Annotated in this window: 3 protein-coding genes; 2 read left to right on the forward strand and 1 reads right to left on the reverse strand. The window is 71.4% G+C overall.

From position 1 onward, the window contains the following. Both OG876_RS40885 and OG876_RS40890 read left to right on the forward strand, forming a co-directional pair. Window positions 1-930 (forward strand): ROK family protein, encoded by a 930-nt coding sequence (locus OG876_RS40885; RefSeq protein ID WP_328522111.1) that lies wholly within the window; start codon window positions 1-3, stop codon window positions 928-930. A gap of 658 nt (window positions 931-1588) precedes the next feature. Beyond that, window positions 1589-2119 (forward strand): hypothetical protein, encoded by a 531-nt coding sequence (locus OG876_RS40890; RefSeq protein ID WP_328522112.1) that lies wholly within the window; start codon window positions 1589-1591, stop codon window positions 2117-2119. 221 nt (window positions 2120-2340) lie between these two features. Here OG876_RS40890 and OG876_RS40895 read toward each other — a convergent pair whose 3' ends face one another. Next, on the reverse strand, window positions 2341-13959 hold the full coding sequence (locus OG876_RS40895) for a non-ribosomal peptide synthetase/type I polyketide synthase (protein ID WP_328522113.1): 11619 nt from the start codon (window positions 13957-13959) through the stop codon (window positions 2341-2343). Between the last annotated feature and the right edge of the window lie 186 nt (window positions 13960-14145).

Consider the following 14145-nt stretch of genomic DNA (forward strand, 5'->3'; position numbering starts at 1 on the left):
ATGAGCGACGAGGCAGAGATGAATCAGGGCACGGTCCTCGGGATCGACATCGGCGGCACGAAAATGGCCGCCGCTCTGGTGTCCGCGGACGGCACGATCCGCACCGGCGACCGGATCCTCACGCCGCCGGGCGGTGCGGACGAGGTGTTCGCCGCGCTCGCCGAGTTGATCGAACGCGTCCGGGGCGACGCCACTCCGCTGGCGGTCGGGATCGGTTCGGCCGGGCCGCTGGACCAGGACCACGGGCTGGTCTCGCCGGTGAACATCACCGGCTGGCGGAACTTCCCTCTGGTCGAGCGGGTACGGGCGCTGGCCGGCGACGTACCGGTGACGCTCGGAGTGGACGGGCACTGCTTCGCGCTCGGCGAGTACTGGACCGGAGCCGGGCGGGACGTCGACACGCTGCTCGGCATCGTGGTGTCGACCGGGGTCGGCGGTGGGCTGGTCGTCGACGGCAAGCCGATGATCGGGCAGTCCGGCAACGCCGCGCACATCGGCCACATGGTGGTCGACCAGGACGGCGAGGCGTGTGCCTGCGGGTCGTACGGGTGCGTCGAGGCGTACGCGAGCGGGCCCCGGATGGTTGCCCGGGCCAAGCGCCGCGGCTGGCGGGCGGACGAGGACGTGGACGCCGCCGTACTGGCCGCCGACGCGGCGTCCGGCGATGAGCTGGCACTCGCGATCTTCGACGACGGCGCCCAGGCACTGGCCGCCGGCATCGTCGCCACCGCGGTCACGGTCGACCTCACCACAGTCGTCATCGGCGGCGGCGTGGCAAAGGCCGGCCCGGTCCTCTTCGACCCGGTCCAAGCCTGGGTGAAGCGCCTGGCCCAGCTCCCCTTCGTCACCGACCTGACCGTAGAACCCGCCCAACTAGCCAACGCCGGCCTCCTAGGCGCCGCCCACCAAGCCTGGTCCACCCTCCCCTAACCCCGCCCCACTCCACCGCCCCCTCCCCTAACCCCGCCCCACTCCACCGCCCCCTCCCCTAACCCCGCCCCACTCCACCGCCCCCTCCCCGGCACCACCGCCCCACTCCACCGCCCCCTCCCCGGCACCACCGCCCCCTCCTCGGCACCACCAGCCGCTCCGGCAAACCCGGCCGACCCTCACCCCACGCCGCCCCCGCCCCTCCCCGGCACCACCAGCCGCCCCGGCAAACCCGGCCGACCCTCACCCCGCACCATCCCCCGCCGCCCCCCGCCGCGCGCCCCCGGCTATCCCTCTCCTGGGCCGCCTCCACCCGCGAGCCGGGGTTCTCAGACTTGGCACACAGTGATTGCGTTCAGAAAAGGTTGTCTCGCGCACCTTTGCGCAATTTTTACCGAATCACCCGAAACCGTGTAACGAGGACCCCGTCCCATCCGATGCAACGGATGGATGGGGTGGGGGCACGTCATCCACGGTCGGTCAAGGGGGCCTTGGATCGGCCGGAAGCGGTTGGTGAGGGGGGTCTGACCAACCGAACGCGTGAGCGGCGGGCGAGGAAACTCGCCCGCCGCCCTCGCAGCACCACCGAGTACAGCAGATGTGGCACCGTCCGCCAGCGTTGTCCGGGGCAACGCTCGACCAGAGAGACTCGGTCCCGATGGACGTCGCGGTACTCCCCCTCTTCGCGCTCTTTTTCACCGCTCTGGTCGTCACGACAACGTCGAAGTACGACGTCCTGCGCGTCTCGATCCGGCGACCCCGGGCGTTCCAGCTCGCCGCCATCGGCGCCGCCGCGGTCACCGTCCCGGTCGACCTGTACGCGCTCGGGTACGACGCAACCGGCCCAGCTGGCGCGTCGCTCCAGGACGTCGCCGCCCGCCTGCTGCTGCTGAACGTTGCCGTCGCCTGCGGTCTCGCCTCGTTGCACGGCGCCCTGCGGGTACCGAGTGACGACGGGCACGGGATGGGTGTGCTCGGGTGGAGCGGCCCGTTGATCGCGCTGGTCGTGGTCACTGCGGTGGTAGCACTCGGATCCGGTGGGAACGGATCCAGTCCGGACGGCGTCGGATCCACGGCTGGCAGTGCCGGGGCGGCGCTTGCGATCTACTCCTTGCTCGTCTGCGTGATCAGTGCCTCATCACTGTTCCGCCGACGGGTGCGGAGTGCGATCGATCCTCAGGAGGGATGAGGATCGTCGCGGGTTCTGCACCGTGGACGGTGGGCGGTGGTTGCGGGAGGGCCTCCACCGCCACAACCCCGTCCACGGTGCAGAACAGATCTGCCCGCCGTACGGCGAGGGCCTGAAGCACGCCGCACCGCGGGAGCTCGAGTCGCCGCGTACCGCCACGGCTCAGATCACGGAGGCCTGAGTCGCCGCCGTACTGCGACGGCTCGAGGCACGCCGTACTGCTACGGCTTGAGCCACTCCGGCTCGGGGAGGAGACCGCGGTCCAGCCGGCCGTTGTCGTCGAGCGGGAGCTCCTCGATCGGGATCAGATCCGCCGGGACCAGGTAGATCGGGAGTTCCTTGCCTAGGTCAAGCATCAACCGGGCCAGGACCGCCGGGTCGCTGTCCTCCAGGACGACGTACCCGATCAAGCAGGTGTCTCCCCCGGGGTCCGCACAGGCGACCACAACCGCGTCGACCACACCAGGCTGGTCGGCCAGCACGTGTTCGGTCTCGCCCGGTTCGACCCGGTGACCGCGGATCTTCACCTGGTCGTCCGCGCGGCCGAGGTACTCCAGCGTGCCGTCCACGCGCCAACGACCCAGATCACGGCTGCGGTAGAGCCGCCCACCCGGATGACCCGGGTCCGCCACGAACGCGCGCTCGGTCTCCTCCGGCCGCCCGATGTAGCCCTGGGCAACGGCCGAACCACCGAGGTGGATCTCGCCGACCGCACCAACCGGCACCGGCCGCAGCGCCTCGTCCAGCAGGCGTACGACGACGCCCTCGACGGGACGCCCGATCGACGGCCGGTCCTCGGCCGGGTCGACCGCGTGGATCGTGGTCACGATCGACGCCTCCGCCGGCCCGTACTCGTTGAACAGCCGGCACCCCGGATGCGCCTCGAGGAAGTCCCGCACCTTGTGCGTGAGCACCATCGCCTCACCACCGGCGACGATCTCGCGCAACGCGGGCAGTTCGGGCAGCCGGCGCATCGTCGCGAGCAGCGCGGTCAACGGGCTGAACGCCATGAACAGCCGCTCGACCTGGTGATCCCGCAGCGCCGCGATCACCGCGTCCGGGTCGTACCGGTCGTCCTCGCCGATCAGCACCAGCGCGGCGCCTGACGCCAGCGTCGTGAACATCTCCTGCACATGCACGTCGAACCCGAACGACGTCCACTGCAACGTCCGCAGCGACCGCCGGGTCCGCAGGTAGTGCCGGACCAGGTTGACCGGGCCGCGGTGCGGGACCACGACGCCCTTCGGATTCCCCGTCGAGCCGGACGTGTAGATGCAGTAGGCAACGTCATCCGCCGCGGCCCGCACCGGCGGCGCCTGTCGCGCCCGCGGGTCACCGTCCGTCGCGGCGACCGGAACCAGCCGCAGCCCGAGCCGATCGGCCAACGCCGCATCGTCACCGACCAACGCCACCGCGGACGCGTCCTGGATCATGAACGCCCAGCGCGACTCCGGTACGCCGGGGTCCAGCGGCAGGTACGCCGCACCGGACTTCAGTACGGCGAGAACCGCGACAACCAACTCGGTGCCTCGGGCAACGCGTACGGCGACCAGCTGCCCGGGCTTCACGCCGAGGTCGGTCAGCTGCCACGCGACCGCGTTGGACCGGCGGTCCAGTTCGGCGTACGTGAGTTCGCGTTCGCCTTGGATCAGCGCGATCGCGTCGGGGGTGCGGGCGACCTGCTGCTCGAAGAGGGTGTGCAATCCGCTGAGTTCGCCGGCGACTACGGCGTCGCGTCGTACCCGGCCGACTGGGCCGGTGGGCTCGAGGTCGCCTTCCAGCTCGCGGAGCGCTTCCAGATCGGATTCGATCGGGAGCATGAGCTCGGGCAGGCGCAGGTGTGGCTGGGTCGTTGCCCGGCGCAACACTGCTTCGAGGTAGGCGAGCAGGCGGTCGATGGTGGTCTGGTCGAACAGCCCGGACCGGTAGTCCGCCGTACACGTGATGCCGGCGCCGTGGTGGGTCAGCCGCAGCCGCAGGTCGATGGAGTCCGGGAGTTCGTCGTCGCCGTCCTCGAACTCGACCAGGATCTGGAAGAGCGGGTCGCGCTGCAGTAGGGCGAGATCGGTGCCGGCGTGGTCGAACGCGCCGGTGGTCACGTCGCGCACCCGCTGCGCGAGCTCGCCGAGGTCGGGTTCCCCGGACAGATCGATCCGCAGCGGCAGCGGCCGCCGGATCGTCGTCGAGGTGTCCCCCTGCGGCCGGATCAACGCCGACCCGATCGTGACGTCGTCCTGCGCCGCGAACCGACCGAGCACAGTCCCGACCGCCGCCAGCATCGTCATCAGCGGGCTGACCTTCCGCTCCCGGCTGAACACGAACACCGCGTCCCCGAGCTCGTCCGCCAACTCCTTCTTGACCGAGGCAACCGCCCCCTCACCCGCCGGCCGCCCCCGATCCGACGGCAGAACCAAGGGCTCACCCCCCACCAACGCCAAACTCCAATACCCAAAATCCCGCCGCCACACCTCCCCCGCAACCGCCCCCTCGTCAACACCCCGATTCACCCGACCGCCAGCCCCGTCCCCACCCGCCGCAACAACGGACTCGTCGGCGGTCAGCCCACCCTCGGGCCCTACCCCACCCTCGTCGACGCCGACCGCACCTTCGCCCACCTCCTCGGCGATCGCAGACGACTCGTCACCACTCGCCTCACCCGCCGCCAAGACAGACTCGTCCGCGGTCGGCTCACCCTCGGGCGCTACGCCACGCTCGTCGGCACCGGCCGCAGCCTCGCCGGTCGGCGACGACTCGTCACCACTCGGCTCAAACTCCCGCCGTACGCCGGACCCGGCGGCCGACGCAGCTTCACCGGCCCCTGCGACGGACACACCTTCGCCAGACTCCTGGACGGCCTGCTCGCTAGCAGCTACAACGGACTCATCGCCGCCCACCCCGGCCGACGTCACGACCGGCTCACCGCCACCCAGCTCCGTCGACTGCCCAACCACCCCATCACCGCTCAGCTCGGCGGCCCGTACAGCGGACTCATCGCCGCCGACCACGGCAGACGCCACCGCAGGCTCACCGCCGGCCAGCTTGCTCGACTGCGCAGCGGCCTCATCACCGCTCAGCTCGATGACCGCTACGACGGACTCATCGCCGCCGACCGTGGCGGAGGCAACGGCGGCCCTACCGCCGGCAAGCTCCGTCGACTGCGCAGCGGCCTCATCACCGCTCAGCTCGGGGGTCGGCACGGCGGTCTCATCGACCGCCGGATCGGATTCCGGCGATACGCCGGCCTCGTCTGCGGCCGCGCCGTCACCGGTCCGGCCGGCGGCGGACGTGTCTTCGCCCGGCTCCTGTGCGGTGGAGCCGGCATCGCCGGGCTTATCCGCAGTGGAGGCGGCATCACCGGAGTTGTTTGCGGCGGATGCGGCATCGCCGGCCTCGACCAATCGTGCGACGGGCTCTGTTGAGGTCACATCCGTGTCGATGTCCTCGGTGACCTCTGGTGTGAGGAGTGCGAGTTGTTCGCGCATCAGCTTGGTGACGCCGTCGACCAGTTGACCTGCGACCCGAAGCTGCTGCGACATGAGCGCGGCCATCCCGCTCCCCGGCAACTCGGCTGCACTCGTCGCGGCCGCAGCCTCGTCCACCTTCGCCGCCAGCTCAGCCAGCCCCGACCCCAGCACCGCCAACGCAGCCCGCGGATCCCGCGCAGCCCCACCGCCCACTGCCGCATCGGCAACTGCCCCCGCCGCCCCAGCCCTCGCCATCGAACCAACCGCCGCCGTGTCAGCCGCCGCCTCCGCCACCGAACCGGCCGCCGCCTCCGCGTCAGCTTCCGCCGGCGCTTCAGCCTCGGTCACCGGACCATTGGTGGTCCGCGCAGCAGCTTCCGCTCTCGACAGAGCCTGCTCCGCCGGCTCCGCGGGCGTCTGCAAACCAGCTTCCGCGGCCGTCCCGGCGTCTACCTCGCCGCCTCCCTCGCCGGCCGCAGCAGCGTCCTCTGCCTGCGAGCCAGCGCGATCCCCGGCGCCGTCCTCGACCCGCGCGGCAGCCGCTTCCGCGCCACCATCCACGACCTGCACAGCGCGCTGTCCCACGACACCACCGGCAGCCCGTACGACGGTCTCCGCCGCAGCACCACCCTCGACCCGCGCAGCAACCGCTTCCGCAGCACCATCGTCGGACTGAGCGGCAGCCTCCCAGGTCGCACGGTCTTCGGCCTCCGCAGCGACGCCTGTGGACTCGGCAGAAACACTCACCGACTCGGTGTCCTCGGTCTGCGTGGTGGGAGGGTCGGCTGTCGCAGCACGCGCGTCGGTCGCGGCACGGTCGCCCCGGGCGGCGGCGTCGTCCTGCGCTCGTACGGCGGTCGCGAGACGACCCTCGACCTGCGCAGCGGCCGCAGCCTTGTCGTCGGACTGCGCGGCGGCGTCCGACGTCGCACCGTCCTCGGCCTGCGTGGTGGGACGGCCGCCTGTCGGAGGACCTGCCTCGGCTGCGGCGCGGTCGGCCCCGGCGGCGGGGTCGTCCTGCGCGCGTGCGGCGGTCGCAGGACGACCCTCGAGCTGCGCTGCGGCCGCGGCCTTGATGTCGGACTGCGTGGCAGCCTCCGACGGCGTACCGTCCTCGGCCTCTGCAGCGACGTCTGTCGGCTCGGCGGAAGCACTCGCCGACTCGGTGCCTTCGACCTGCGTGGATTCGGTGCTCTCGGCCGCGTTTGCGGTGTGGATGGCTACGGCGGTGGCTAGTTTGTGGGGGGTGGTGTAGGTGGCGAAGAGTTCGTCGGGGGTTAGTTCCACGGTGAAGCGGGTGTTGATCTGGGTGATCACGGGCGCCATGGAGGCGGGGGTTGCTCCCAGTTCGGCGAAGGTGTGGTCGACGGTTAGGTCGTACGGGTCGAGCCTGAGTTCGGCGCAGGTCAGGTCGAGGACTGCGTTGAGCGCATCGCGGTAGCGTTCGGCTGATACCTCGTCGCCGGACAGAGAGCCGGCTTGGGCGAGGTAGTCCGCGTCGATCTGATGTGTCTCTGCTGGTAGCGCGAACGGCGAACGCTCGGCGACCTCATCCACCGGCTCGACCTCGGCGGGAGCCGATTCGTCCGGCGGGTCCAGCGGGATCCGCTTCACCGCGGCGCTCGACGGCGGGGCGAACACCATCTGCGCGCGAGCCGCACGCTCGAAAGCATTCGGCTGCCGCGCCCCACCAGTGCTCGTGTCCCCGGCAGACGTCGTACTAGCGACGACAGTCACCGAGGCGTCGACCGGATGGTGCACGCGGCGGAAGGGGTACGTCGGCAGCGGCACGCGGCCGCCATCCGGGTACACCTTCGACCAGGCGATCTCCGTGCCCTGCTCGTACAGCTCGGCGAGGCCGTTCATCGTCGCGAGTACGGCGTCCTGGCCCAGCCGCTGCGCCGGGATCCACGTGCTGTTCGGCGCAATCCGGCGTCCGGCCGGGCTGAGCACCGCATCCGGCCCGAGCTCCAGGAAGCGCCGGCAACCGGCCGCAGTGACCGCTTCGACCGCGTCGCCGAACAGAACCGGCTGCCGCAACTGCCCGACCAGATAGTCGCCGTCCAGCACAGTCCCGGATTCGAGCAGATCACCGGACCAGCTCGACACCATCGGCGTACGCAAGGGCTTGAGCGTGATCTCCCGGACGATCTCCGCGAAGTCGGCCAGGATTGGATCCACCAACGAACTGTGGAACGCCCGATCCACATCCAGCCGCTGCCACGCGACCTCCAACCGATCCAGCTGCGCCGCGAGCTGCCCGACGATTACCTCGGACCCGGTCAGCACGAACGACTGCGGACCGTTGCCCGCAGCAACTTCCACGCCGGTCGTCTGCGCGAGTTCGCGAACCCGGTCGGCATCCGCGCGTACGGCGACCATCGCACCCGGAACCGTGCCACGCTGCATGAGCTGGCCGCGCTTCGCGGTCAGGCGTACGCCGTCCGCCAACGACAACGCGCCCGCCACACACAACGCGGCGTACTCCCCCACGCTGTGACCGACGACCAACGCCGGCTGCACGCCGAACGACTGCCACAACCGCGCCAACGCCAGCTCGAACGCGAACAGCGCCGGCTGCGCGGTCTCCGTCGGCCAAACGCCTTCCGACGTACCAGCAGGCGTCAGCAACAGCTCTAGCAGGCTTCCGCCGGTCTCCTCGTGGTAGACGCGGTCACACTCGTCCAGCACCGACCGGAACGCCGGGAAGCGCGCAGCGAGCCCAGCAGCCATCCCACGACGCGCAGCGCCCTGTCCGGTGAACGCGTAGCCCAGTGGGCCAGGTCCACCCCGCGGCACCTCGGCTGCCTGGGCTGAGCCGAGTGCGTCGACCAGTTCGGCCTCGGACGAGCCCGCGACCGCGATCCGGTGCCGATGCGCGGGGCGGCCGAGTGCCGCCGTACCAGCGAGGTCGATCAGGCGGTGACCGGTGCCATGGCCGAGGTCCGTGCGGTACAGCTCGACAAGGTCGGCCAGTGCGTCCGGGTCGGGGGCGGAGAGCGGCAGTACGACGGGACCGTCGTCGCCACGGCGGATCTGCCGTGGGGCCTCCTCCAGGATGACGTGTGCGTGGGTGCCGCCGACGTCGAGGGCGCTGACGCCCGCGCGCAACGTCGTACCGACCTCCCAGTCGCGTACGTCGGTGCCGATCACGAACGGGCTGCCGTCCAGGGCGAGCTCCGGGTTCGGCGCGGTGTAGTTGATCGTCGGGACCAGCATCCGGTGCTGCAGCATCAGGATGGTCTTGATCAGGCCGGCCATGCCCGCAGCGCTGTCGAGGTGGCCGATGTTCGGCTTCACCGAGCCGATCGTGCAGAAGCCGACCTTGTCGGTGTGCCGGCGCAGCGCGGTCGTGAGGGCCTTGACCTCGGCGGAGTCGCCGGTGGTGCTGCCGATCGCGTTGGCCTCGATGTAGCTGAGCGAGTCCGCGGCGAAGCCGGCCCGCTCCAGGGCGCGCTCGATCAGCTCGACCTGGTTGCCCGCCGGCGCGTCCTCGTTGCTGACCGCGGTGCCGCGGATCACGGCGTACACGGTGTCTCCGTCGGCGATGGCCTGGTCGAGACGCTTCAGCAGTACGGCGGCGACACCGTTGCCGCCGACCGTGCCGTCGGCGTCCGCGGCGAACGCGCGGACCTGCCCACTCGGCGACAGGATCGACTCCGAACCCGGGTGGTAACTCGTTGCCTGCGGCATCTGTACGGCGGCGGCGCCGGCGAGCGCGAGGTCCGCGTCACCGGAGCGGAGGGCCTGGCAGGCGAGGTGTACGGCGACCAGCGACGAGGACCACGCGGATTGGACGCCGATCGCGGGCCCGGTCAGCCCGAGGCGGTAGGCGACGCGGGTGGCGATCGAGTCGCGGGACTGGTGCTGGCGGTTGTAGAGGTTCATGCCGGAGCCGGCGAAGACGCCGACGCGGCTCGACGTGCCGGCGTACCCGCCGTGCTCGAGCGCCTGGTGGCAGACCTCGAGGAACAACCGCTGGGCGGGCTCCATCAGCTCGGCCTCACGATCGCTGAGCCCGAAGAACTTCGCGTCGAACGACTCGACATGGTCGAGCACCCCGCTCACCGCGACCATCCCGTCGCCGACCTGCCCGCCGGCCTGACTCACCTCCTCAGGCGAGAACCGGCGAACACTCTCCACCCCACCGACAAGGTTGTCCCAGAACTGCTCCAGCGTCTCCGCCCCCGGGAACCGCCCAGCCACCCCCACCACAGCCACCGGCTCCACAACCACAGCAGCCTTCACACCCTGCCGCACCGCCACAGGCTCCGGCTGGCCCACCTGCGAGGAGGCCGCACCACTCGCCGCCTCACGCACCGGCTCGGACTCGGCGGCTTGCGCAGACGTCGCGACGCTCTCCGATACCGACGCAGACTCACCGGCCAGCTCGGACTCGGCGGCTTGCGCAGACGCCGCAACGCTCCCGGGAACCGACGCAGACTCGCGCACCAGCTCGGTCTCGGCGGCTTGTGTAGACGCCGCGACGGACTCAGCGACCCTCTCGGCGCCTGCTTCCGCTTCAGCCTGGTCCGCAGTCCCTTCGGTGGATTCGGCAACCGCCTCGGCCTCAGCTGGTACGTCGCCCTCCGGCCGCTCCACCTCAGCTGCAACATGGTCAGGGGCGTCGTCGGCCTTAGCCTCCGCCTCGGCGATCGACTCGTCACCGACTGGCGGTTGCGCTGGAGCACCGTCGGCTTCCACACCTTCGCGAGGCTCAGCATGCTCGCCGGATTCTGCTGTAGGCCCGGCTGCCTCAGGCTCCGCGGACGCAGCCTCGCCCGGTACGTCGGTCCCGGGTTCACCAGCCAGCCCACCCACGAGCTCCGGTACGTCGGCAGTCTCCGGCTCAGCAGGCTCCGGCGCCTCGGCAGACTCAGCAACCGACTGCGGCTCCACCTCGGCAACGTGCTCCGGCTCGACCTCCACAACCGGCTCCGACTCGACGCCGGCCATCGGCTCCGGGTCAACCTCCACGCCCGGCTCTGACCCCAGCCCGGCGGTCGGCTCCTGGCCGTCCTGCACAAGCGGCTCTGACTTCCCGTCGGCGCTTGGCTCTGGGTCAACCACCACACCCGGCTCTGACACCAGGCCTGCGATCGGCTCCGGGTCGACCTCCGCAACGGGCTCTGACTCCCCGTCGGCGATCGACTCGGGCTGCACGTGTGCGAGCCGCTCGGGCTGCTCCTGCGCGACCTGCTCGGGACGCATCTCGGTGCCGGGCTCTGCCGCGGCGGTCGGCTCCGCGTCCGTGATCGGGTCTGGCTCGGTGAGCTCCGCCGCTTGCTCGTCAGGCTGACTCTCGGCAGCCGCGCGTACCTCAGCAGTCTCGGCCTCGGCGAGCTCGGTCTGGGCGAGCTCGGTCTGGGCGAGCTCGGTCTGGGTGAACTCAGGTCCGGGCTCGGGTACGTCGGCGGGCTCCGGCGCCTCCGTAGGCTCCGCAACCGGCTTCGGATCCACCTCCGAAGCCAGCTCTAGCTCTACGTCTGCGATCGGGTCCGGCTCGGTGAGCTCTGCTGCTTGCTCGGCCGCCTGACTCTCGGCAGCCGCTCGCACCTCGGCGGGCTCGGCCTGAGCCACCTCTGCCTCGGCGGCCTGGTCCTCGGTCTCGGCGGCCTCGCGCTCGTGCTCGTGCTCGGTGGACTCTGCCTTAGCGGCGTCGGGCTCGTGCTCGGTGGACTCTGCCTTAGCGGCGTCGGGCTCGTGCTCGGTGGTCTCGTGCTCGCCGGCCTGGACCGCGGTCTCGGACTCAGCGGCCTCGGGCGCTTGCTCGGCGGCTTGGCGCGCTGGCTGCGGGTCGGCGGATGATGGTTCCTCGGCGGGCTCGGGCTCATCGGGGCCTTGGCGCTCGTCCGAGACCGCTTCGTCCTCGTGTGCCTCGTCTTCGGCGAGTTCGGGCTCGGTGGGCTCAGTCAGCCCTGCAGGTCCCGGCTCGGTTAGCTCGGTGGCCTCAGGCTCGTGCTCGGTCGCCTCGGACTCGGGCAGGTCAGCAGCAGGCTCGGCCGGCTGGGCATCCGCAGGCGCCAACTCCTTGGCCCGCGCTGGCTCGTCGGCGAGTGCTGGCTCGTCGCCGGGTACTGGCTTATCGGCGGGCTCGAGCTCGGTGGCCGTGGGCTCGGTCAGCTCGGTTGGCTGGTCGTCTGCAGGCGCCAGTTCGTCCGCGTGGGCTGGCTCGTCGGCGGGTGCTGGCTTGTCGGCGGGCGTGGGCTCGGCGGGCGTGGGCTCGGTCAGCTCGGCGGCTGGCTGGTCGTCTGCAGGTGCCAGTTCGTCCGCGCTCGTTGGCTCGTCGGTCGGCTCGAGGTTGTGCTCGGCGGCGACGTGGTCCGTGTCGGGTGAAACGTGGCCGACCGGCTCGGGCTCTGTGTGCGGCGCGGTGGGTGCGTCAGGCTGGTGGGCTGGCTCGGGCTCGGGGGGGTGGGCGCCGAGGGTGGGGCGTTGGGGTGGGGTGGGGATGGATTGCTGGAGGGTGCGTTTCCAGGCCAGGCGGACGACGGGGAGTTCGGTGGTGCGTTCGGAGGGGTCCTCGTCGGTGGGGAACTGGGCGGGGTCGGCGAGGGGGCCTTCGCCGGCGGGGCCGGAGTAGGAGCTGGCTCCGGCGGGGTCGACGTACGCGCCGGGTGGGGATTCGAGGGTGCCGTCGATCCAGCGTTGTTTGAGGAGGGGGCGGAGGATCTTGCCGCCGGGGGTGGTCGGGAAGTCGCGCCTCGGTACGCCGACGACCTCGGCGGACAGGCCGAGCCGGCCCTGGATCAAGCTGCGGATCGCCTGGTCCATGCCGGGGATCGACTCCGGCGTGAGGGCGTAGAAGACGACCAGCCGGTCGGTCCCGCTCTCGGCGTCCGCGACGCCGCAGGCCGCGACCAGGCCGTGCTGGGCGCCGACGGCCGTCGCGGCGACGGACTCGATGTCGTGCGCGTAGTACAGCTTCCCGGACATGATGATGCGTTCGCTGTCCCGGCCGGTGATGACGACCTGCCCGCCGGTGATGAAGCCCTGGTCACCGGTCGCGAGCCACTTGCGGGCCGGCCAGTTGCCGATCGGGAACGCGGCCCGGTCGGCCTCCAGGTTGCCCAGATACCCGGGCGTCACCCGCGCTGACGCGACCTGCAGCTGACCGATCCGCCCCTCCGGCAGGACGGCGCCGTTCGGCGCAACGATCCGCACGGTCGTCCCCGGCGCGGGCGCACCCACCGACACCAGGCTCAGCACGCCCGGCGCCTCGGCCCGCGGCTTGCCCGGGCGCGCGACCGCGACCTTCCCGGTCGCGGGCCGCTGGTCGACCCACTCGACCACGCCGGTCGGTGGGATCCGGACGCGGTGCACATTCGGCGTCAGGCCGGGGCGAGCGAAAGTGATCCCGGTGACCGTCTCGGTCATCCCCCAGGCCGCGACGAAGGTCTCGGGTACGACGCCGAACCGGTTCGTCAGCCGGAGGAACTCCGACACCACCGGGACCGTGATCTGCTCGCCACCACTGACCAGGCTGCGCAACGCGGACAGATCCCAGTGCCGGTCGGGCTCACCGGCGATCGCGGCAGTGGCGAGGCGGTAGCCGAAGTTCGGCGACCAGGAGTGGTTGACGCGGTGCTGGTCCATCAGGTCGAGCCAGCGCAGCGGGTTCGCGAGCACCCAGCCCGTGTTCACGTGGATGTTGGTGCAGCCGGTGAACACGGGCAGCAGGTGGTACAGCAGGAAAGCGCCGCTCTGGTCCAGCGGCAGCCAGTTGAGCGTGGTCTGACCGGGCCGGACCGGCAGCATCGCCGGCGTACCGGCGGCGAACTCGACGAGCCCGCGATGCGTCAACTGCACGATCTTCGGCGCACCGGTGGAGCCGGACGACAGCATGAGTACGGCGACGTCGTCGGCAGCCGGGCGGTGGAAGTCCGAGGTCGGCTCGTGGCCGGCCATCGCGTCCGGGTCGAGGACGGGCAGGCCGAGGTCGTTCGGGAGGTCGGACGGCCGTCCGATCAGGACGGTCCAGCCGAGCAGGTCGGTGACCTTGCGGAGCCGCTCGCGGCCGGCCTCGGTCCGGTCGCCGTCCGGGCTCGGGGCCATCAGCAGCGGCCGGATGCCGCCGAGCGTGCAGGCCCAGAACGCGGCGAAGAATCCGACCGGCTCGGTGCAGTGCACGACCGCGGGGTCCCCGGCGCGTACGCCGTTCGCCCGCAGGCCGGCCAGGATGCGGGCGGCCAGCTCGAGCAGTGTCGGGAAGTCGAGCTTGGTCTCGCGGCCGTCCGGGCCGATCTCGACCACGCCGGCGCCGCCGAAGTCGCGGGCGGCCCGCAGCAGGGCGCTCGGCAGGTCGCGCGGGTACCCAGCGGGAATCATCAGGGCCGGCCCGGTGGAGATCGCCGGCCGGTCCACACTGCTCCTCACCACTCCGGTCCCACCACCACGACACGGTGAGCAACAACGGTGGCGCCAGCCAGTTGGCGACCCACGGACACGCGCCTCCCGAACTGGACGGAGCCGGGCTCAGGGCACACCCGTCTCGCTCTCACCGACGACAAGCCCCGTTTCCGCCTGCCGGAACGATGCCGTGTCCGGGCGGACCCGGTGCGT

It is taken from the genome of Kribbella sp. NBC_00359 (assembly GCF_036097425.1).
Taxonomy (GTDB): domain Bacteria; phylum Actinomycetota; class Actinomycetes; order Propionibacteriales; family Kribbellaceae; genus Kribbella.

Excerpts from the sequence above, each read along its gene's own strand:
- OG876_RS40890 (WP_328522112.1), top strand. The coding sequence starts at position 1,589 with ATGGACGTCGCGGTACTCCCCCTCTTCGCGCTCTTTTTCACCGCTCTG.
- OG876_RS40885 (WP_328522111.1), top strand. The coding sequence starts at position 1 with ATGAGCGACGAGGCAGAGATGAATCAGGGCACGGTCCTCGGGATCGAC.